Source organism: Paenibacillus durus (assembly GCF_000756615.1).
Classification (GTDB): domain Bacteria; phylum Bacillota; class Bacilli; order Paenibacillales; family Paenibacillaceae; genus Paenibacillus_AQ; species Paenibacillus_AQ durus.
The window spans coordinates 187052-207517 of sequence record NZ_CP009288.1 but is presented as its reverse complement, the minus strand read 5'-3'; the positions used below and the strand labels follow the sequence as shown (position 1 = coordinate 207517).

General features: G+C 46.4%; 21 protein-coding genes and 1 other RNA gene. 7 read left to right on the top strand and 15 right to left on the bottom strand.

From position 1 onward, the window contains the following. Positions 1–37: 37 nt before the first annotated feature. From PDUR_RS01015 to PDUR_RS01005, 3 genes are all read right to left on the bottom strand, one after another. Entirely contained in the window at positions 38–616 is a 579-nt protein-coding gene (locus PDUR_RS01015; RefSeq protein WP_042204689.1) for an ATPase, read from the bottom strand. Continuing rightward, the gene (locus PDUR_RS01010; RefSeq protein ID WP_042204688.1) at positions 609–806 is read right to left on the bottom strand and encodes a hypothetical protein; all 198 of its coding nucleotides are present in this window, start codon (positions 804–806) and stop codon (positions 609–611) included. Before PDUR_RS01010 ends, PDUR_RS01015 begins: the two co-directional genes overlap by 8 nt. 84 nt (positions 807–890) lie before the next feature. Beyond that, positions 891–1145, bottom strand: a complete 255-nt coding sequence (locus tag PDUR_RS01005; RefSeq protein WP_052409888.1) for a hypothetical protein — start codon at positions 1143–1145, stop codon at positions 891–893. Positions 1146–1398: 253 nt separating this feature from the next. Here PDUR_RS01005 and PDUR_RS01000 point away from each other — a divergent pair, with 253 nt between their 5' ends. From PDUR_RS01000 to PDUR_RS00995, 4 genes are all read left to right on the top strand, one after another. Continuing rightward, positions 1399–3840 (top strand): TOTE conflict system archaeo-eukaryotic primase domain-containing protein, encoded by a 2442-nt coding sequence (locus PDUR_RS01000; protein WP_042204687.1) that lies wholly within the window; start codon positions 1399–1401, stop codon positions 3838–3840. 119 nt (positions 3841–3959) lie between these two features. Then, complete coding sequence (locus PDUR_RS28435; RefSeq protein WP_156130231.1) at positions 3960–4385, top strand: hypothetical protein; 426 nt, start codon at positions 3960–3962, stop codon at positions 4383–4385. Between the two features lie 144 nt (positions 4386–4529). Further along, positions 4530–4823 (top strand): hypothetical protein, encoded by a 294-nt coding sequence (locus tag PDUR_RS29430; protein ID WP_218918431.1) that lies wholly within the window; start codon positions 4530–4532, stop codon positions 4821–4823. 12 nt (positions 4824–4835) lie between these two features. Continuing rightward, on the top strand, positions 4836–5852 hold the full coding sequence (locus PDUR_RS00995; RefSeq protein WP_218918460.1) for an IS4 family transposase: 1017 nt from the start codon (positions 4836–4838) through the stop codon (positions 5850–5852). A 403-nt stretch (positions 5853–6255) separates the two neighbouring features. Here PDUR_RS00995 and PDUR_RS00985 read toward each other — a convergent pair whose 3' ends face one another. The 4 genes from PDUR_RS00985 to PDUR_RS00975 all read right to left on the bottom strand — a co-directional run bounded on the left by PDUR_RS00985 (position 6256) and on the right by PDUR_RS00975 (position 7728). After that, a complete protein-coding gene (locus PDUR_RS00985) occupies positions 6256–6657 on the bottom strand; it encodes a DUF6809 family protein (RefSeq protein ID WP_042204685.1) in 402 nt (133 codons plus the stop codon). Positions 6658–7094: 437 nt separating this feature from the next. Then, the gene (locus PDUR_RS29575; protein WP_233277452.1) at positions 7095–7331 is read right to left on the bottom strand and encodes a retropepsin-like domain-containing protein; all 237 of its coding nucleotides are present in this window, start codon (positions 7329–7331) and stop codon (positions 7095–7097) included. Beyond that, positions 7328–7474 carry a hypothetical protein gene (locus tag PDUR_RS29570; RefSeq protein WP_233277451.1) on the bottom strand — a complete coding sequence of 49 codons (147 nt, stop codon included), beginning with the start codon at positions 7472–7474 and terminating at the stop codon, positions 7328–7330. Before PDUR_RS29570 ends, PDUR_RS29575 begins: the two co-directional genes overlap by 4 nt. Beyond that, on the bottom strand, positions 7471–7728 hold the full coding sequence (locus PDUR_RS00975; protein ID WP_042208939.1) for a hypothetical protein: 258 nt from the start codon (positions 7726–7728) through the stop codon (positions 7471–7473). Before PDUR_RS00975 ends, PDUR_RS29570 begins: the two co-directional genes overlap by 4 nt. Before the next feature lie 330 nt (positions 7729–8058). Here PDUR_RS00975 and PDUR_RS00970 point away from each other — a divergent pair, with 330 nt between their 5' ends. The 3 genes from PDUR_RS00970 to PDUR_RS00960 are packed head-to-tail and all read left to right on the top strand — an operon-like array spanning position 8059 to position 9569. Continuing rightward, the gene (locus tag PDUR_RS00970) at positions 8059–8532 is read left to right on the top strand and encodes a DUF2975 domain-containing protein (RefSeq protein ID WP_042204684.1); all 474 of its coding nucleotides are present in this window, start codon (positions 8059–8061) and stop codon (positions 8530–8532) included. A 10-nt stretch (positions 8533–8542) separates the two neighbouring features. Beyond that, positions 8543–8761 carry a helix-turn-helix domain-containing protein gene (locus PDUR_RS00965; RefSeq protein WP_042204683.1) on the top strand — a complete coding sequence of 73 codons (219 nt, stop codon included), beginning with the start codon at positions 8543–8545 and terminating at the stop codon, positions 8759–8761. 43 nt (positions 8762–8804) lie between these two features. Beyond that, on the top strand, positions 8805–9569 hold the full coding sequence (locus tag PDUR_RS00960; protein WP_042204682.1) for a DUF817 domain-containing protein: 765 nt from the start codon (positions 8805–8807) through the stop codon (positions 9567–9569). A gap of 248 nt (positions 9570–9817) precedes the next feature. On the opposite strand, the gene PDUR_RS00955 is transcribed toward PDUR_RS00960, so the two are convergent. The 8 genes from PDUR_RS00955 to rnr form a co-directional block, all read right to left on the bottom strand. Beyond that, positions 9818–11134, bottom strand: a complete 1317-nt coding sequence (locus tag PDUR_RS00955; RefSeq protein WP_042204681.1) for a HEPN domain-containing protein — start codon at positions 11132–11134, stop codon at positions 9818–9820. Between the two features lie 566 nt (positions 11135–11700). Continuing rightward, positions 11701–13050 (bottom strand): serine hydrolase domain-containing protein, encoded by a 1350-nt coding sequence (locus PDUR_RS00950; protein ID WP_081949329.1) that lies wholly within the window; start codon positions 13048–13050, stop codon positions 11701–11703. A 69-nt stretch (positions 13051–13119) separates the two neighbouring features. Then, positions 13120–13953, bottom strand: a complete 834-nt coding sequence (locus tag PDUR_RS26950) for a helix-turn-helix domain-containing protein (protein WP_052409887.1) — start codon at positions 13951–13953, stop codon at positions 13120–13122. A gap of 255 nt (positions 13954–14208) precedes the next feature. Next, positions 14209–14572: a transfer-messenger RNA gene (gene ssrA, locus PDUR_RS27660) on the bottom strand. Positions 14573–14864: 292 nt separating this feature from the next. Further along, a complete protein-coding gene (gene smpB, locus PDUR_RS00940; protein ID WP_025699468.1) occupies positions 14865–15344 on the bottom strand; it encodes an SsrA-binding protein SmpB in 480 nt (159 codons plus the stop codon). A gap of 248 nt (positions 15345–15592) precedes the next feature. Next, positions 15593–16729, bottom strand: a complete 1137-nt coding sequence (locus PDUR_RS00935; RefSeq protein WP_042204679.1) for a DUF4179 domain-containing protein — start codon at positions 16727–16729, stop codon at positions 15593–15595. Next, positions 16726–17247 carry a sigma-70 family RNA polymerase sigma factor gene (locus tag PDUR_RS00930; RefSeq protein WP_052409886.1) on the bottom strand — a complete coding sequence of 174 codons (522 nt, stop codon included), beginning with the start codon at positions 17245–17247 and terminating at the stop codon, positions 16726–16728. The genes PDUR_RS00935 and PDUR_RS00930 overlap by 4 nt, the downstream gene beginning before the upstream one ends. Before the next feature lie 279 nt (positions 17248–17526). After that, entirely contained in the window at positions 17527–20313 is a 2787-nt protein-coding gene (gene rnr / locus PDUR_RS00925) for a ribonuclease R (protein WP_042204678.1), read from the bottom strand. Positions 20314–20466: the final 153 nt, after the last annotated feature.

Sequence of the window (20466 nt, the reverse complement as noted above, 5' to 3'; positions counted from 1 at the left end):
CCTGGACCATCTTATTACAGGGCTGGCCCCATTAGAATCAGTGTAAGTACAATTCCAAAGCTCCCCTAGCCCACGTAGGAATCTCTTGTCTGCAAAAGCTGATCTGTGAACGTTTTATCTCCGCCACAACCTCAGGTTCACTGGTGTTATCGATAATGGTAACTTCATCTGAAATCTCCAAAGCAGGCTTCAGGTTACTTAAAGATTGACCATATCTCCACCGGATATCTTTTTCGGCAATCCAGTGCCCTCCCTGTTCCACTCTTGAAGCTACCCGATCAATATGCATTTGTACATCCTGCAAACCAATATAATATATGACAACTTTATAGCCCTGTTCCTTAGCCGTCTTCATATGCCGCAAAGCGAAACTTCCTGAAAGGGTTGTTTCTATAGCGAAGTTGTCCTTACGCCTGATTAATTCCCGTATTTTCTTTACAGCCTCTCGTCCGGCAGACAAATCGGCGGATCTGGGATCGTCCGGGTTTATCTTTTTGGCAATCTGGTCAGGATCAATAATTGTTCTGACATAATCCCTCATTTGAAGGCTGATTGTGCTTTTCCCAGCTCCATTGGTGCCAGCGAAAACAGTCATTACAGACTCACGTTCAGTCATGACTTACAAACTCAGTGCGATTTCCGGCTATATCGTAAGTAATCTCAAATTTTTGCCCAGTGGCATCTTCACGTATTCGCTTGCCGTCTTTTATATAATAGATGGAGGCTCCAGCCTTTTTGGCCTCTGCGACTGCATGCTGATTGGCCTTTTTCAATAACCGTTGCAATTCTTCTCTTTGGGGCAGCATGATTATAGCACCTCACTCAGATTTCCGTTTTTATTTATAATATTATAACACATTCCTTACGGTTAATTAATTCGTCTGCATAGGCTACTCAAGGTCTTCTTCTTCATCCATGTGTCCCAAATAGTCATTATACAAATCCACCATATCAAATCCAAAACCCCAATCAATATCCTGACTGCTCAGCATTAATCGGTTGCATCGATCTATAAACTTGTCTTCTAATTGATTGTCTACAATATACTTTAAGGCTTGTTCATATATACTTGCTATAGTATGATAAAATTTTTGATCAATGTCTCCAAATGAAAGTGTGAAGTCCACTCCACATTCAACTTTCATTCTCAATAATTTTCTTGTACTTGGCTAAGACCTCCCCATTATCAGGAAATAACATTGCAAAAAAATGCTCCTGAATGATTGGGTGTTTCTTAGTCAAATTTAATATTTCAGCCTCTAGTTCCTCTCTCGTAAGATTCTTAGGGTTGAATTTTTTAATTTCAGCATTATTATCTCCTTGTTCGAGTAATAACTTCCAAGACTATAACTCTGTAGTTTACAAGGTATAATATAAGTAAAACACGAGGACCAATCAATGGACAATATCGAGGACAAATATAACGCGGCTCTGGAGCATATCGAAGAACTTAAGCAAGAAATTATCCGATTGAGACATCTGCTGAAGCTTCCCATAAACGATAATATAATTACGTATGATGAAATAGCGTCTCCTTCCAACCCTTTAGCAAGAATCAACAAAGAATCAGCCATCGGAGAATCTAATATTCATCAGTACTCTACCGTAGGGGACAAGCTTGCCCTGTATAAAAGTTATTTTCGCGGCAGAGAGGATGTATACCCGATTCGTTGGAGCAACAAACAAGGCAAATCCGGATACTCACCCGCCTGCGCCAATGAGTGGACATCCGTCTGCGAAAAACCCAAAGTGAAATGTTCCGCATGCAAACATCAGAGCTTCATGCCTCTTACAAATGAAGTCCTCTCAGCCCATTTAGATGCACGGCAAGACAGAACCATTGGCATATACCCAATGCTTCCGGACGAAACCTGCTGGTTTCTGGCTATGGATTTTGACAAACATGATTGGAAGCAAGACGTGACTGCCGTAATGCAGATATGCAAAAATCATGGGATACCGACCGCACTAGAAAGGTCACGTTCCGGCAATGGCGGTCACATCTGGATTTTCTTCAGTCACAATATTGAAGCTGCTACGGCCAGAAGATTTGGAATGACTTTGCTGAGCTTAACCATGAAAAAAAGATATCAAATCGGCCTCAAATCCTATGATCGTCTGTTTCCCAATCAAGACACGCTTCCAAAAGGCGGGTTCGGCAATCTAATTGCCCTTCCCCTCCAAGGTGGACCTCGTAAACATGGAAACAGCGCCTTTATTGATGAGCACTTCGAGCCTTACGCAGACCAATGGAGTATATTATCCGGGCTTGGCAAGATGACCGAAGACGAGGTAAAGCAATTTATATACAAGCACGGGGAACGCGGGCTTTTTAATAATGACGGTCTTATAGCAGCATCTAGCGATGAGGAGGGTGGATTAGCTTGGGTACAGGAGAACTGCGTTCAGGAGGAACAGATTTTGATGGAGTCTTTGCCTGCTGAAATACAGATTCTACATTCAGACCGCCTTTATATTCCTAAGCCTGGACTCCCTTCAAGTGCAATCTATGCTCTGATTAAATTGGCTTCGTTCTCCAATCCCGATTTTTATAGAACACAAGCTATGCGGCTCTCTACATATGGTAAACCCCGGGTTATCTCATGCGCAGAAGATCTGGAGAGTTACGTGGCTCTTCCAAGGGGATGCTTGCAGGCGTTGCTATCCTTTTTCGAGCGTAATCATGTCAAAGTATCCCTTGATGATCAACGTTCGTCTGGAACTTCGATAGAGGCAGAGTTCACCGGTACGCTGACCACTCTTCAGGATACAGCAGCCAGAGCGGTTCTAAACCGAGATATAGGCGTTCTCTCAGCGGCAACCGCATTCGGTAAAACCGTTGTAGCAGCCTGCATCATCGCTTCAAGAAAGACGAACACCCTTATTCTGGTGCATCGCCGGGAGCTTATGGAACAATGGCAGGAACGTTTGCAAACCTTTCTCGAAGTCCCTAAACATGCTATCGGTGTAATCGGCGGCGGCAAAAACAAAAGAACCGGTATCATCGATATTGCTGTCATTCAGAGTCTTAACTACAAAGGGACTGTTAAGCCCTTCGTAAGTGAGTACGGCCAAGTCATTGTCGATGAATGCCACCACGTGTCAGCCTATAGCTTCGAACAGGTTCTGAGAGAAGTAAAAGCAAAGTATGTATTTGGCTTAACTGCCACTCCGAAACGTCAGGACGGGCAAGAAGCAATCGTACGATTCCAGCTGGGACCGGTCCTAATGAAGATAGACACCAAAACCTTGAGCAGTTCCAGAGGATTCTCATTAAGGATAGTCCCCCGTTATACTTCATTTCAAATCAAGCCGGTGGAAGCAGCTTTGGGTATTCAAAACATCTATCAGCAGCTCGTAGATAACGAGGAGCGTAACACACTTATTTTTGACGATTTGCTTACCTGCCTGGATGAAGGCCGCTCTCCTCTGCTACTGGTTGAACGGACCGCTCATGCCGAATATTTTGCAGAAAGACTACAGTCTTTCGCCAAAAACGTGATTATGCTCAGCGGCAGAATGGGAAAAAAGCAAAGAGAGGCGATTCGCGCACAAATTGCATCTATCCCTGACCATCAAGAACGGGTAGTTATAGCAACCGGAAAACTGATTGGCGAAGGCTTTGATGATGCCAGATTGGATACTTTGTTTCTTGTCCATCCCATATCTTGGTCAGGCACCTTGCAGCAATACGCAGGTAGATTGCACCGAAGTCATGTGAATAAGGAAGAAGTGAAAATATATGATTATATTGACCTTCAGGTCCCTATGTTGATGACGATGTTCAAGAAAAGAGTGAAGGGTTATCGGAAGATGGGTTATAAGGGCGCGGAATTGTAACAAAGTTTATGTAAATTGCTATGGGCGTGTTGAACCCCTGTCCCTAAAAACAGTGGGTGCGTTTTCTCCATATACCATGTTTTATTTTTAGTTATGCCTTTATCCTGTGTATGGATTTTATGGACGAGCAGTCAGATGAAGCCCTTCAAGAATTTTGGTTTGATTTATGGGGGAGTAACTCTTATAAACTAAAATATACACTCAAAAATGAGGGGAGAACAGATAGCAGCATTTACTATGCGGAATATGGTACTTATAATTTTAAGCATTATGACTGGGAGGGATGCATGTATAGAATGTTCGAAGAACTTAGCCCATCCCATTTTAATCAATTCCATGTTGAGCCTAAAATAAAAGCTTATTTAGATCAACTGGGTTATGAAGATGATGACCGTAAAGTCCTGAACCATCTATCCTTTTGGGCAAACTCACCCCAAGGCTATTTCGCATTCAGCCTATTTTTCTGGAGTAACGCTTCGTTACCGATTTCTCTTGACTCAAATCAACAAAAAAGACACCCCTCAAGGTCAATGTCATTAAGTTAAGGCGCAGGGCCAAAAATCAAGAAAAAGAGCAGGTTATCGAAAAGATAGCCCCGCTCTTTTTTTGCACGAAAAAAGAAAAAAAGGATTGACATTCAGATGGAAATGTGTGGCGAAGCCCCTTGAACAAATGAGGAGGCTACGCCAATGAATGAGTACGCAAATTCGCTAAAAAACAAGCTGACATCCCTCATTCGAGAAATGTCAGCCACACCCGCACCTTATGTCAAAAACCCGGAAAAGGATTTTACTCGAAAGAAAAAGCTGCCTTTTGAAACGGTCATGCAGCTCCTGATTTCCATGGGAGGAAACAGCCTATATAAGGAACTCTTGGAATCGCAGGGCTATGACGTAAACACCGCTACTACTTCTGCTTTTGTCCAGCAGAGGAATAAAATTCTACCGTCTGCTGTAGAATTCTTGTTTCACGCATTTACGTAATCCTATACGGATATCAAGGACTACCGAGGGTATCGACTACTTGCCGTTGACGGTTCGGATTTGCATATCGCAACGGACTCTGCGGACACGGACACCTATTTTCAAAGTCAACCGAGCACGAAAGGCTATAACCTTCTGCATTTGAACGCAGCCTATGACTTGTACAACAGACTTTACGTGGATGCCCTTGTTCAGCCGCGAAGGTGGTGCAACGAGGGAAGGGCGCTGGCGACTATGGTTGATCGTTCGCCCATCCAAGGCAAAACCATTGTTATAGCCGATCGAGGTTACGAAAGTTACAACAATTTCGCGCATCTGGAACGCAAAGGGTGGAGCTATGTCATACGGGTTAAGGATTTAGATTCGAATGGTATTCTTTCGGGCCTGCGTCTGCCCTCTGGCGGAGCGTTTGATCGGGACGCTCATCTGACACTCACCAAAAAACAAACCAAAGAGGTCAAGGCTCATCCCGAGATGTACAAGTTCGTCCCTTCCACGTCTACCTTTGATTTTTTAGATTTGCAGGAGAACTTGTTTTACCCGATTTCCTTTCGGATTGTTCGTTTCGTCCTGCCCAGTGGCGCTTATGAAACCGTCATTACGAATCTTTCTGCTGCTGATTTCCCACCGGGTGAAATCAAGTCCATTTACAACATGCGATGGGGCATTGAAACCTCTTTCCGGGCATTAAAATACACCGTCGGTCTGACGAATTTTCACGCAAAGAGACAAGAGTCCATCACCCAAGAGATTTTCGCAAGAATGATCCTGTACAATTTCGCTGAAATGATGACCTCGCACGTCGTCATTTCCCAAATGGATAAACGGCACCCCTACCAAGTCAACTTTACGGTTGCCGTTCATGTGTGTAGACATTTCCTGCGCTCACGGGACGATGAACCCCCGCCCGATGTCGAAGCCCTGATTCGCAAAAACATTTTGCCGATTCGATCCCTTCGCCCAGGACAGAAGAATACGCGCAAAATCCGCTGGAAATCAGTCGTTAGCTTCGTCTACAGAGTAGCATAATTCGTTTCACATGAACACTTTTTTAAGCGGATATTCCCTCCGCTTTGTTTGCTGTGCACTTTTTTTGGCTTGCACCAAAAAACAAACGGCACAGGGCTTTTCCCCATGCCGTTTTGGATTCCATTTTTATTCCCAGTCTTATCTTTGAGCTTATCTTAATGACATTGCCCTCAAGGTGTCTTTTCATCTCCATATGGAGCTGAGGCGTGGACGTGCAGAGCCACAATTTGTCGCGGGCCGCTGTTAGAACTGTGCGCAGTGGCCGGTTAACAGCCACCGGTTTTTAGCTCTTTTTCCCCAATGTTCAATAATGTTTATCCTGGGCCTTATAATTTCCAGGTATTATTCCCGCTCCCCACTCTCATTCAACCCAATGTGCTACTTTAATACATTGGCAGAATCATCACAGCAGTGTAAGACCACCACCAGATCTTTGAAGCTCTTTTATGAAGCGATAACCTTCCAGAAATCCCATTATAAAACTTTCCTCATCTTCAAGTCCTCTCTCCGAATTAACCGCTTCCTCCATTTGTCCATACAATTTGCGTTGCTCATCGTTTAAGCTATTGTGCAGGTTTTCAATCGCGTAATGAGAGAGATCGTTAGCTTTCCTGATCCGGGGATTATCAGATAACATTCCACCGATTTCAAGGTGTCTCTTAGCTGCAACTTCAGTAAGCACTTCTTTCATCCCATCCAAATAAGCATTTTCTAGTGCTTCAAGCTCTGACAACGTCTCTCTTTTCTTGGGAAAATACTTCCCCAATGTATCCATTTTAACCATTGAAATACGAAAAACTCCCATTATTCTCCCCCTTTCGATTCTATTACAGTGTGTCCTTAATAGCTGAATTTATTGCACGATAATAATAGGAAATGATGAGCTTAAATTACAATGATTAACTGATAACATATGTTCTTTCTTCCCGGAAATATATTAAAGAATACTAATCGAAGGGAGGTTCATTATGGCGACCTATATAGATGAATACAAATACAAAAGAAGTTCACAAGACCGCTAAAGTAGAGTCTCGCTGAGGATTGATGAAATTAAACCTTATCAAGAATTGATACAGAAGATGGTGCATCCAGAAAAGAACACAGGCTAATCAATATCCCTTTAATAAAATGAACCCATGTTCTAAAAACGGTCTCGTTTTTAAGAACATGAGTTCATTTAGCAACTTACGCTCAGTCATGATTTACACGCTTAATATGATTTCGGCTACATCGTAAGTGATCTCATTTTGCTGCCACTAGCAACTCTTTAGAATCTATCACTAACCCAGCAGACTGGATAAAGTCAAAGCCAAGAATGCCATCAATCTCCATGCCGTAGTCCATTTCCCCAATTTCAACTTCAAAACCTTCTAGAGAAGCCTCTCCTGTACTCACAAAATCAAACTGCTTGGAATAGACGACCTCTACTCCACCTACACCTCTGATCTTGTTGAGGAAGTCACCTGGTTCAATTTTCACACCAATGGATCGACCACATCAGCGTTAAAAATTGTTCCTGCCGAACCTGTGTCCAGCAAAACATTTTTCAAATGAAGCTCTTCACCGCGGTAACAAATGATCACTTCGATAAAAGGCAGCCCGTACCTCACGTCAATCCTCATCTTAGCCCCCGTACCCCCGCCCATTTTTCCCGAAGCTTCAGTTCTTCGCGGGATGTATGAAAAAAGCCGTATTCGCGATATGGCTGTTCTCGATGCAATTCATAGTAGCGTTTCATGGCATCCGTTGAATCGTCGAATCGATCAATAAGTGCGACTTCATCAATGAGCCAGTATCCATTTTCCGAACGAGACTTTAATGCCTCACAGACCACCCACTCATCTGGGAACTGCTCGCGAACCTCTTCCCATCGCATCCTCATCACCTCGGATAATCTCACTTACACCTACTTCCAGTATAGCACAAAAGCCCAACCTCAGAATGAACAAGCTAGGCCTAAACGCACCGGATCTTGAAAGGGTCAGCCTGCTTGTCTTCTTCCTCTAGCCCCAGGTGGAGACTAGACAGCGTATCCCACAAAGCCCCGCCCTATTCCGCTACACCCCTCCATTTAATATGGGGTCTTGCTGTCGTCCAAACTATTTAATAACAACAATAATGTAATTAAAATCAATAATTATTTATTGTAAAACGATAAATAATGTGTTAAAGTCCTATTTGACAATAAACTAGTGAGGTGCTTTTTATGAAACGGGAAACACTCTTTTTAAAGCTAGCTGTGTTTCTTATTGGACTGCCTATTCTTGCTTTGTGCGTATGGGGACTGCCTGCCATAGCGAAGGAAGCGGTAGAAACTTATCCGGCTTATTGGGTATATCCCCTTTTAACCGTTATGTATGTATCGGCGATACCGTTTTTCATTGCATTGGTTCAGGCTTTAAGACTTTTAAGCTATATTGACAAGAACAAAGCTTTCTCGGAACGATCCGTAAGAGCTTTAAAGATTATCAAAACCTGTGCAATCACAATCAGCATCTTGTATGCGGCAGGCATGCCACTCTTATATCTCATAGCGGAGGAAGACGACGCTCCAGGTCTCATCGTACTCGGAATGGTTATTGTTTTTGCCTCCATTGTGGTTGCGGTCTTTGCTGCCGTTCTTCAAAAGCTTTTAACAAATGCCATAGATATAAAATCAGAAAATGATTTAACGGTCTGAGGTGAAAACAATGGCGATTATCATCAATATTGACGTGATGCTGGCTAAAAGGAAAATGAGCGTTACTGAACTTTCGGAGAGGGTTGGAATTACGATGGCTAACCTTTCGATATTGAAAAATGGAAAGGCGAAGGCGATTCGATTATCCACTTTAGAGGCGATTTGTGAGGCTTTGGCATGTCAACCCGGAGATCTTTTAGAATACAGAAGTGATGAAGACACCGAATAAGCTGAACTTACATGTATTCAGAAAAACCTTTGGAGGCACCAAAATGAGAGCATTAAAACAACTCGTTCGTTTTGGTTGGGAGCAGGCCCTATCTTGTTTGTTTCCTGTTGTTATTTTTTCCTCTTTGGCTTTGACCCAAATCCTACCGCTCCCCTTCCTGCCACGGTATGACTGGTTGCTCATTATCTGCCTTCTGATGCAGTGGTGGATGGTGCGCTCCGGGCTTGAAACACGGGATGAACTAAAGGTGATCACATTGTTCCACCTGATTGGACTCGCGCTTGAACTTTTCAAGGTACATATGGGCTCCTGGTCTTATCCGGAAGAAGGATACTTCAAAGTTTTTGGAGTGCCTTTGTACAGCGGATTCATGTACGCAAGCGTAGCGAGTTATCTTTGCCAGGCGTGGAGGAGGTTTAAAGTTGAACTGGTGAAGTGGCCACGGTTTTGGGTTGTTGTACCTCTTGCAGCAGCGATTTATTTGAACTTTTTTACCCACCATTATTGGATGGACGTCCGCTTTTGGTTATCTGGACTTGTGATTATCGTCTTTTGGCAATCATGGGTCACATATGAGGTTGGTGGAACCCGTTACCGTATGCCGCTTGCACTTTCTTTTGTGCTTATCGGATTTTTTATATGGATCGCCGAAAATATCGCAACGTTCTTTGGAGCTTGGCAATATCCAAACCAAACCGATGCATGGAGTCTCGTTCATCTAGGAAAGGTGAGTTCATGGCTTTTATTAGTGATTGTTAGTTTTCTTGCAGTGGCGGAGTTAAAGCAGGTTAAGGGGAGGAATCCATGATTGGTAAGCCTGCAACCATTCGGCTGTAATTTAAGGCCCTACATGTAAAAACCCCGCTCTGGGAGCGGGGTTTCGTATGGGGCGAGGTGGGGCTAACGTATGCGCGAAGGTAATGCCATATAAGCTGCTATGAGTGTAGTGACAGATTTGATGTCACCCGATCAAGCTCCCCGTCACCGGATCTCGAAAGGGTCAGCCTGGTTGTCTTCTTCTTGATCTTAATTAAGAATGATTTTATTTAAAATGACTTATTGAATACATTCCACACATTTAAACAACAATTCATTATCTTCATAGCTAAAATTCGCTTCATCGAATGAGATGGTTCTTCCGCATTTATCACAATCTAATGTGAGTTGGATTTGGTCTAAATTAGACGATATTTTCTCCTGTTCATCAATGTTTAGCTTCATGTCGTCAAGACTTTCAATAGCATTCTCTATATCACTTAAAATTTCATCAGCAAGCATTCTTAATTGCTCATATTCCTTCCTTGTTAATATTTTATTATGAGCTACAATATTTCTGTACTTAATTAAGTTGTTCCACTTTGTGTGTAGATTAGCATTATTAACAGTATCTTTAAAGTATTTGTTCCAATTAGAATTGGGTAGTTTTGCTTTTAGTTTATTTAAATCTGCTATATTATTACAACCTCTTATTTCACGAATAAGTTCTTCCTTATCTTTAAATTCATCAAATTCTTTAAATAAAAAATCCCCAAGTTCACGAAACTCTACATTAAAAAGAGAGGTGTTAAAACCAACGTAGGGGGTTTTTTGATTATTATTATCAATGCTCCCCTTAATTTCATTTGATAGCGTTTTCTGAAAGGCATGTTGTCCTATCTTTCTACATAAAAACTCCATTATGAAAGATCTCATACGATTTTCTACTTGATTGATATAATTATATGCTTGGGTACAGTAATATTGGGATATACCATCCCAAAGAAGATATTTGTTTTTAACTTCTTTTCTATTATGAACAAGGTCAATCATATGATTTGTGTAATCTTCAACCTCTTCCACATTGCTTCCATAGAGGATAATTTTATAAACTAGATCATGTTCTTCATTAGTTATATATCTGTTAATTTGTATATCGAGGCGAATGGATTTTCCATTTTTCAGCACCTCTCCCTTGAATTTATCTATATTTTGTTCATGAATTTGAATGATAAACTCATCATCAACATTTAAAAGATTGACTAAGGTATCGAATCTTGAAAGCCTGGTGCCGTTTTCTAGAACAAAGAGTAATTCGGTACTAAATATCGTTTGGCTTCTAGCAAACGTTTCTTTTAAGGAATCTTCATTGCTTAAACATTCAATTTTAATGTTCTCACTAAAAACCTCCTTAAGAACATCTTCGATAACTCTAACATTATTGGGCTTTTTTGTGGTCTCCATATGTATTGTGCTTTTAAACAAAAGATATAATATGTGGTTTTCAAACTTAAAAGGGCTACCATCCATAAGCCAAGCATGAACAGTAATCTTCTTTGCTTTTACAACGCCAAGAACTTGAGGCCACTTCATAACTATTTCATTGATATCAAGCATCGTTCAAAATCCTCCATAAAAAACATATTTCTTTGAATTTTATAACCTCAATCTCTGGTAGCCCTTAATTTAGTAATATCGAATTTACCATCTGCTTTAGATACAAACAGATCTGCTTGGTTTAATGTACTTAATGTAAAAATAAACAGACTTACCATGGTGCTAGCCCCTTTTTCCTGCATAATAAATCTTATAATATTAAATAAAACATACGGCGGCATACTTGTCTACTAATATATTCCACATTGGTCTTGCTCTGAAAAGGTTCCCGATAGTTGTAAAGAATTTAGTGTATCACCGTTAAGTCACCCTACAAAAAATTGCTACTCTCTGTCAATACGAAAAAAGACACCTTTTCAGGTGTCTTCTACTTTACTCCATATGGAGCCGAGGGGAGTCGAACCCCTGTCCGAGGATAACGGCACATAAGCTTCTACGAGTGTAGTGACAGGTTTGATGTCACCCTAGAGACTCCCTGTCACCGGCTATACGTTGGGTCAGCCTGATTGTCTTCTTCAGCTCACCGCAGGCGGAGATGAGACAGCGTATCCCACTACTTGTTAGCCCTAACCCACCTCATCTGGCCAGGCACCAGCCTTTCGTTCATAAGGTAGTTCTAGCGTATCCCAAACATAAAGTACTTTGTTGACCAATCCCTCTGAATCAGTATGGAAGGAAAACATGCTGTCGCAAACCTCACATGTAAAAACACAAAGGTTAGCGTCTTCAGAGACTAGTTTAATCGGGAATTTCTTTCTTTTTGATTCCTGAATGAAAAGTCGATCTACATTCAAACTTCCATTTTCAAAGCTAATGGTAAAAAACCACCCTGTTGGAGGAAAGTAATATTCTCCGGTAAAGTGTTTATATTTTGTATAATCCCTGACTTCTTGTATATCCGGTTTTATTATGACTTGTGGTTCTTGTAAGAACAAAATGCTCTTTATCCCTTGTACGATTCTACCCGTCGGTACTGCATCGTTATTGCTTAGCACAATAACGGTAAATTCACCGTTCATGTATCTTTGAGTACAACAGGTATAACCATAAATATTTCCATCCACAGACACCTCCTCTGCAGGATCGCCCTTTACGGAACAGCCATAACCTACCGAAGCCCCTATATACCACAAAAAACCGTACGGAGTAATCATCTTTTGATAAGATTCTTTGCTTATAATGGTACCATCAGTCAATGCTATAACCCATCTCAATAAGTCATCTGCATTGGAGTATAGAAAACCACTTCCATAAGCACCGGTCATCTCATAATATTCCGCTTGGACAACACCCTCCCCTGAATAAGAGTATCCATAAGCTTTATTAGAAATAACATCCTCGTTTCGGCATACTCCCGTGTATTCGAGTTGAGCCAGTTTAAATATATATTTCTTGTAGTATGCTTCGATTTCCATTCCCGAAACGATTTCAACAATTCTGGCAAGCAACAAAAAGTTTGAGTTGCTCTTCTGTACACTTTGGCCAGGTGTGAAATGCAGCGGTTTGCTATTTAGCCATTCGATAATCCTATCGACCGACAACCTATCTCTCGTATTATATTCCGACAGCTCCGTATAATCTGGTATGCCCGATGCAGATGACATCAGATGATGAATTGTAATATCACCGGCATGTTGATACTCTTTAATAAATGTCCCAACCCGATCATCCAGCCCCAAGTTTCCTTGTTCAACCTGCTGCAGTATTGCCGCGGCTGTAAACTGCTTTGTAATGCTACCTATGTTGTAAATTGTGGAGGCTGTGTTTGGTATTTGATACTCATGGTTCGCATAACCGTACCCTTTTCTCAAAATATGACGATCTCCTTGGGTTATAAGTACGGTTCCGCTAAATCGATTCGAATCCAACCATGCATCCATGTATTTCTCCAGCTTCCGTTGGATATTCTCCATCATATCCTCTCCTTTTTTATCTCCTCATGATACCATCCATGACACCATTCCGATTGTATAAAACAGACAAAATTAGTTTCTGAATTTGATATAGTCAGAAGGAAGAATGCCACAGAAGTCCTGAAATTCCCGGATACAATGGGCTTGATCATAATAACCACTTTGGATTGCAGCATCCGTCAAAGTCGTTTTCTCTCTACCATGCAGGATCGTAAGTAATTGTTGGAGCCTCATGATTCTTAAGAAAGTTTTTGTCCCTACGCCCGCTCGTTCATAGAATATTCTCGTAAGCTGCTTTTCACTAATTACCTCTTTTCTTGCAATCTCTTTCACAGAAAGATTCCCATTTGCTTGATAGATGTGCATTAGGGCGTTTTGAAACGTGTCTTCCCAGCCCAAGTCATTGGATAATTTAGAGAGAAGGTACTTATTAATACTGTAGACGGTATTGTTAAAGGAAGGTGATAAATAGAGCTGTTCCTTCAGCTCGCTTGAAAACCCCTTAATTACATCTTCAAAGTTAATGATTTGATTGGTAAATAAATAGGAAGGCTCCTTTATAAAAGGCTGCAATCCCCCCGGATAGAAACGAATGCCAAAAGTATCGATTCGATCATATTCCATATCAACGAAAATCGCCCGATCCGTTGTACCTACGACGAGGTTTTGGATATCAGGCAATGTTCTATCTATTCGAAATACCATATCGATACACCCATCGGGAACAATCATCTCGATGTTATCTGTAAGCTGACATTCCGGCTTGGGATGGTTGGTGAAGGGTGATACCCAGTAACAATAAATATATTTCCTAAGCTTATGGCTGGGCTTCCATTCGCAATACCGGCCGGATATGCTCATATATGGGGAATGTGCTTGCACAGGAATATATAGAGGTTGATTCATCTTCTTCACCTTCTGATTTAGGGTGGTTTATCATATGATTTTACAACAAAGGGGGTATGGTGAGTATAGAAATCCTGATTTAAATTGCTAATGAAGCGGAGACGACGAGCAAAATTTAGCGGTAGATTCGATGGCGTACTCCCTATACTCCGGTACAGCCCACGAGAACTGAACCCTTCTTCTACACACTTGGGGTCGCTCCCATTCTAGAAATAGCAAAAGACACCCTTTGAGGGTGTCTTTCACTGATACTCCATATGGAGCCGAGGGGAGTCGAACCCCTGTCCGAAGATAACGCCACATAAGCTTCTACGAGTGTAGTGACAGATTTGATGTCACCCTAGAGACTCCCTGTCACCGGATCCCCTTTGGGTCAGCCTGATTATCTTCTTCCGTTGACCCCAGGCGGAGACCAAGCGGCGTATCCCACTAAAGTTGAGCCCCTAGCCCGCCACATGGGCGATGGAAGGTAGGAGCTAGCTCACAGGTTATTAAGCTGCGAAAGCTAAGTTGTTGTTTTGTTTGCCGTTTAATTGGCTTTAGCGTTGATGAAGCGGACGCGTCCCCACTACTCGCTACCCATGCTCGAACTACCCCCGTCGAATCCAAAAACGGCCCCTCATTAAAAGGGCTTCCTGGATCAAGGGAACCGCCGGCAAGAGCGATCCGTATCCATTATCCTTCGCGCCATAAGGCGAAAAGATAATCTGAAGCATTAAGTCTTACATAAAAGAGTATATCACATTTTGCAGCTTAATCACATAGATCTTGCAGGAAACTTAGGCGAAGATTGCCACCGAAGCTGCCCGAACAATGAGAGCGCCCGAGGTTCCATTCCGCGTTGTATGCCAGAATAATGCCTCTGAGTGACAGCACCCGGTTAGCCGGGACGATTTTCCCAAATTCACCGTTTATCTTGCGACCTTCTGCTTCTCCCGCAGCGCCCGCTGGATATCGCGCTGTGCGTCGCGTTTGGCGGCGGAGTCGCGTTTGTCGTACTGTTTCTTCCCTTTGCCGATGCCGAGCAGCAGCTTGGCATAGCCGTTGCGGACGTATACTTTCAGAGGCACTATCGTGTAGCCTTCCTGCTTGGAATGCCCGAGCAGCTTGCTGATCTGTTCTTTATGCAGCAGCAGCTTGCGCGTGCGTGTCGGGTCGTCCGGGTTGGCGCGATTGCCCTGCTCGAATGGACTGATATGCATGTTATGCACAAAAATCTCGCCGCCGCGAATCGTGGCGAACGCATCCCCGATATTCGCACGGCCATTGCGCAGCGATTTGATCTCCGTTCCCGTCAGCACCATGCCCGCCTCGTAGGTGTCCTCGATAAAATAATCATGGGAAGCCTTTTTGTTCTGGGCGAGCACTTTCCCGTCTGCTTTTTTACCCATGACAATCACTCCTTAACTCGAATATTAAACAAGACACCACCGCATCCAGCCGCTTCTTGATGCGTTCAGGACCGTAGGCACTAGACTTATATTGTATCAAAAGCGTTCCCATAAACGCAAGGAAAGCCCTAGCCCGCTAGCGATATCCGGACAGCATCCGGATTACAGGGAGCATGGGCTTGCCTCGCCTCAGGTAATGGCAACATTTACTTCAGCATGAATGCCTCACCACAGCAAGCAGCGCCGGTTTATGGACTAAGGTTAAAGATCAGATCCGGCGTTCCCGGCGCCTTCGGGAAGTTCAGTCGGACCAACTTTGGCTTATCCATGGAAAAACGGCTGTCCATGACGAATTGGAATCCTTCCTCCGTCCAGCCTCCGACCGAGGACCCGATCTGCTGCTGCACTTCCCTACTCCCCTTATCTCGGGTATATATCGAGAACTGGAGCTCGTGTGAGAGCAGGAAGGACTGTTTGAAATCGGTATCCTCAAGCAGCGTGTCATCCATCAGGAAGGTCACCTTGGTGCTGATCGGATACGCCTCCAGTTTGACCCGGAGGGCGTGACCCTGAATGGTCACGGTTTGCTCCGACAGCGCCGTCACCGGCTCGGCCTGCCAGAACCTCGGATCGAGGTCGATCGCCACCTTCAGCCTCGGCGAGAATTTGACGATGGACATGTCCGAGTGGTTCCAGCCCTTTGTCCGTCCGGCCGGCACCGCCCCGATCTGAAAATCGGCCCAAATCCGGCTCGGCCGGTCGGCGATGGCGGCGGGATCGAGGCTGATTTTGCTAATGCCCCGGTAAGACTGCAGACTGCTCCGCTCCCGCTGATTGCTGTAAGAGCCATAGTTCCCGTTGTCCATCGCCGCTCCGGTAGAACTGCTGCTCAGCTTCAGATCAGAGATGCCGTAGATCTCCCGATTGGGCGCAGACATCGCCGTATACAGCAGCATGATCTGATTGCGGTCGGCAATCACACCATTCACGACAATGCCGTATCCGTCCCGACTGGCTTTTACGTCAAGCGGCTGAACATAGCGATGCCTCCAGGCATAATTCAGCGTATCCGGAAAGATATCCGGACTCCACGAGAAAAATGGCGCTAGCCCCTTCGGCACATCACTAACCGGACCGGCCTCCGTAGCCTGGAACACTGCGGGCATAAGGCTACCGGGCCCTGCGAACAGCCCAACCGCCACAGCTGCCGCGACGACCGCCGCCGCAACCCCCCCGGCACGCCTCCGTTTCCTCACTCTGCCTTCGGCACGCCCGATGGCTTCCTCGATGTCCCGCATCTGAATCGCGTCGTCCCCATGCGGCCTGCTTCCATGCAGGTCCGCCGCCTCCGCGAGCATCGCCCGCTCTTCCCGGCTCATCGTCATGCTCGTTCCTCCTCTTCCATAATCGCACGCAGCTGCTTCAGTCCTTTATGCTGCCAGGTCTTCACCGTTCCTTCCGGTTTCTGCAGAATCGCCGCTATATCCGGGATCGTCAGGTCATTATAATATTTGAGCAGCAGCACATGGCGGTACTTGGGCTTGATACGCTCCAGCACCGACAGCATCTCCAGCCGCCCGTGTCCGATATCCGTCACCTGTCCGGCCAGATCCTTGTCCTCCAGCGGAACCGTGCGCTTCCTACGCCGCTGCTCGTCGATGCAGACGTAGATTAGAATCCGAATGATCCATGATTTGAACGCCTTGGGATCTTTCAGCGTTGCCCGTTTGATCCAAGCCCGGCAGATCGCCTCCTGGACCGCTTCCAGCGTGTCGCTTCGGTTGCGCAGGTAGCTGCAGGCAATTCCATACAGCAGCTCCCGGTGCAGCCTGACCGCATCGCTAAACTGCACCTCGGTCCCCACGCCGGCCAAAGTGACCTTTGTCATCTCCGCACTGAACATAGCCTCCCCCTCTCCTCTCCAGCTTTCTACAGATAAGACGGAGCAGCGCCATAAAACGTTGTACATACTCTAAAAAACATCATGTTGTACGGCTGTCGTCCGCTATCCCACATCGGATGACAGCAAAAACAAAGACCCCATTGTCCATCTTGCGACGGCAATGGGGTCTTTCGCGGCCGATAACTCGCCCGCCTCCCTCGGCGGCGGTCATTATCCAAGAGGCGTGCAATCGTTCCGGGGTCTCATGCGGAGCTTGACGCTTCCGCTTTTATGTTCAGGTTACTTTTGCTTTTTCTTCTTTTTCTTCCGCTTCTCGCCGAGCGGAGCCGACAGCTCCACGTTGCCAGGGGCCACCGACTCGCCGATGAAGATGCCGCTTTTGGACTTTCTTTTCCGGCGGCCTTTGCTACCGGCGGCTTTACTGCCGCCGTAGTCGCCGCCAAGGTCCTCGCGGGCGCGGAACTTCGTGTCGCCGCCGACGCCGGTGTACACGTCGCCGCGCCCGTTCGGCCCGCTAGGCGGCGCGCCGTAGCCGCCCTTGCCGGAGCCGAAGCTGAAGCTGATGCCGCGTGAACCGCCGGCATCTCCGGCTTCGCCCTTCCGGCTGCGCGCGCCAGCGCCCGGCTCGCTACCGGCGGCGATAGCGCCATCGCCGCGGCCAGCCTTCGCGTCGTCGCTGCGCCCCCGGCCGCCACGCTCGGCGCCGCCGGATGCCGCGCCGCCTCCGGCCTGGCCGCCGCCGTGCACGCGCCCGCCGCGACCGCGCTTGCCGCGGCCTCCAGCACTGGCGGCGGCTCCGCCCTTACCGCCGCTGCGGCCCTTGCCGCCTCCGGCCGCCGCGCCATGGCCGCCTCTGCGATCGCGGCCGCCTTTACCGTTCCGGCCGCCGCCGCCAAAGCCCCCGCTGCGGCGCTCCCCTGCCGCGCGCGGCTTCATATCGACCAGCTCGAAGTCGATCGTATGGTCGTCCATATTCACCTTGGCGACTCGGATCTTCACCTCGTCGCCAATGCGGAATACCTTCGAGGTGCGCTCGCCGATGAGCGCCATATGACCCTCGTCGAAATGGTAATAATCATCCGTCAGATGGCTCAGACGGATCAGCCCTTCGACGGTATTTTCCAGCTCGACGAACATGCCGAAGCTGGTCACGCTGCTGACCATCGCCTCGAACTCCTCGCCGACCTTGTCCAACATATATTCCGCTTTTTTGAGCTGGTCCGTATCCCGTTCCGCTTCCACCGCGACACGTTCCCGCTCGGACGACTGCTGGGCGATGTCCGGCATTCGGCTCGCCAGATATTCATGACGCTTCTCGCTGAGCGCTCCGCCGCTCTCCAGCACCTCGCGGATGACCCGGTGAATAACCAGGTCGGGATACCGCCGGATCGGTGAAGTGAAGTGAGAATAATACTCCGCCGCCAGCCCAAAGTGGCCCGTGCTCTCCGCGTCGTATTTCGCCTGCTTCATGGAGCGGAGCATCATCGTGCTGATCACCGTCTGCTCCTTCGTTCCCTGGATATCCTCCAACAGCTTTTGCAGCGCGCGGGGATGCACGGAATTGCCCCGGCCCTTGACGTGGTAGCCAAAGTTGGCCGCGAATGCCATGAAATTTTGCAGCTTCTCGGGGTCCGGGTCCTCATGAATCCGGTACAGGAAAGGCACCTTCAGCCAGTGGAAATGCTCAGCCACCGTCTCGTTCGCCGCCAGCATGAATTCCTCAATGATCTGCTCGGCGATCGAACGCTCTCTTTTTACGATATCAACGGCTTTGCCGTTCTCGTCAACAATGATTTTGCTTTCCTGAAAATCGAAGTCAACGGCCCCCCGCTTCATCCGCGCATCCCGTAATTTCATCGCAATTTCGCGCATCAGCCGAAAGTCTTCAATCAGCGAAGCGTAGCGCTTCAGCAGCTCGGGCTCTTCATCCAGCAGAATTTTGCGGACGTTGGTGTAGGTCATCCGTTCCTTGGTACGAATTACACTGGTAAAAATATCATGCTTCACGACCTTCATATTCTCGTCGAATTCCATCTCACAGGACATCGTCAGCCTGTCCACCTGCGGATTCAAAGAACAGATGCCGTTCGACAGGCGGTGCGGCAGCATCGGAATAACCCGGTCGACAAGATAGACGCTGCACCCCCGGTCGTACGCTTCTTTATCCAGCGCCGAGTTCTCGCGCACATAATAGCTGACGTCGGCAATATGCACGCCAAGCTTGTAATGACCGTTCTCCAGACGGGCGACGTTGACCGCGTCATCCAAGTCTTTGGCATCTTCACCGTCGATGGTAACAATATTTAAGCCCCGCAGGTCGCGGCGGCCCTGCTTCACAATTTCCTCTTCCGTAATGGAGTCCGGCGCGCCGTTCGCTTCTTCCATGACTTCTTCGGGAAAAACCTCCGGCAGCTGATGCTTGCGGATGACAGACAAAATATCGACGCCGGGATCGTCTTTATGTCCCAGGATCTCGATAATCTCCCCTTCCGCCGCCGCGCGTCCCTCCGGATAGTTTACGATACGGACAACGACTTTTTCCCCGTCCACCGCACCGTTAAATGATTCCTTCGGGATAAAAATATCGCGGTTAATCCGCTTATCATCCGGCAGCACAAAGCCGTAAGCCTCCAGATTCTGAAACACGCCAACGGTCTGCAGCACGCCCCTCCGGACGATGCGCACGACTTCACCTTCCATCCGGCCCCCGCCATGGCTTCTCGAAGTCACGCGGACAAGCACGATGTCGCCGTTCATGGCGCTTTTGATATCGTTGGCATGGATATATACGTCGGGATGTTCCCGGTCATCGGGAATCAGAAAAGCAAAGCCCTTTGCATGAGCCTGCAGGCGGCCGCGCAGCAGGTCCATACGCTCCGGCACACCGTAGCGTCCGGTACGTGTCAGTACGATCCGCCCTTCCTGCTCCAGGGTGCTTAGCAGAACGCTATATGCTTTTAGCTCCTCTTCTCCCGTAAAATGAAAGTGATCAATCAGTTCCTCATAAGTCATGGGTTTATAAGCGGTTTCCCGCATGAAGTCCAGTAAGTTCTCTTGCGTTATCATCTTCGTCACCTCGGCCCACCGCGGCGCAGGCCGCCGGCTGATATGTATGCTGTCGTCTATAATACTTCATACCCTAGTATACACGAAATCAATCCTCGGCATCCCTTTCCGCCGATTACAAAAAAACCTCCGCTCCATCGGAAGAAGAGCGAA

Coding starts and splice junctions, on each gene's coding strand:
- PDUR_RS01015 (WP_042204689.1), bottom strand. CDS start 616: ATGACTGAACGTGAGTCTGTAATGACTGTTTTCGCTGGCACCAATGGA.
- PDUR_RS01010 (WP_042204688.1), bottom strand. CDS start 806: ATGCTGCCCCAAAGAGAAGAATTGCAACGGTTATTGAAAAAGGCCAAT.
- PDUR_RS01005 (WP_052409888.1), bottom strand. CDS start 1,145: ATGAAAGTTGAATGTGGAGTGGACTTCACACTTTCATTTGGAGACATT.
- PDUR_RS01000 (WP_042204687.1), top strand. CDS start 1,399: ATGGACAATATCGAGGACAAATATAACGCGGCTCTGGAGCATATCGAA.
- PDUR_RS28435 (WP_156130231.1), top strand. CDS start 3,960: ATGGACGAGCAGTCAGATGAAGCCCTTCAAGAATTTTGGTTTGATTTA.
- PDUR_RS29430 (WP_218918431.1), top strand. CDS start 4,530: ATGAATGAGTACGCAAATTCGCTAAAAAACAAGCTGACATCCCTCATT.
- PDUR_RS00985 (WP_042204685.1), bottom strand. CDS start 6,657: ATGGGAGTTTTTCGTATTTCAATGGTTAAAATGGATACATTGGGGAAG.
- PDUR_RS29570 (WP_233277451.1), bottom strand. CDS start 7,474: ATGAGGATTGACGTGAGGTACGGGCTGCCTTTTATCGAAGTGATCATT.
- PDUR_RS00975 (WP_042208939.1), bottom strand. CDS start 7,728: ATGCGATGGGAAGAGGTTCGCGAGCAGTTCCCAGATGAGTGGGTGGTC.
- PDUR_RS00970 (WP_042204684.1), top strand. CDS start 8,059: ATGAAACGGGAAACACTCTTTTTAAAGCTAGCTGTGTTTCTTATTGGA.
- PDUR_RS00965 (WP_042204683.1), top strand. CDS start 8,543: ATGGCGATTATCATCAATATTGACGTGATGCTGGCTAAAAGGAAAATG.
- PDUR_RS00960 (WP_042204682.1), top strand. CDS start 8,805: ATGAGAGCATTAAAACAACTCGTTCGTTTTGGTTGGGAGCAGGCCCTA.
- PDUR_RS00955 (WP_042204681.1), bottom strand. CDS start 11,134: ATGCTTGATATCAATGAAATAGTTATGAAGTGGCCTCAAGTTCTTGGC.
- PDUR_RS00950 (WP_081949329.1), bottom strand. CDS start 13,050: ATGATGGAGAATATCCAACGGAAGCTGGAGAAATACATGGATGCATGG.
- PDUR_RS26950 (WP_052409887.1), bottom strand. CDS start 13,953: ATGAATCAACCTCTATATATTCCTGTGCAAGCACATTCCCCATATATG.
- smpB (WP_025699468.1), bottom strand. CDS start 15,344: ATGGGTAAAAAAGCAGACGGGAAAGTGCTCGCCCAGAACAAAAAGGCT.
- PDUR_RS00935 (WP_042204679.1), bottom strand. CDS start 16,729: ATGACGATGAGCCGGGAAGAGCGGGCGATGCTCGCGGAGGCGGCGGAC.
- PDUR_RS00930 (WP_052409886.1), bottom strand. CDS start 17,247: ATGTTCAGTGCGGAGATGACAAAGGTCACTTTGGCCGGCGTGGGGACC.
- rnr (WP_042204678.1), bottom strand. CDS start 20,313: ATGATAACGCAAGAGAACTTACTGGACTTCATGCGGGAAACCGCTTAT.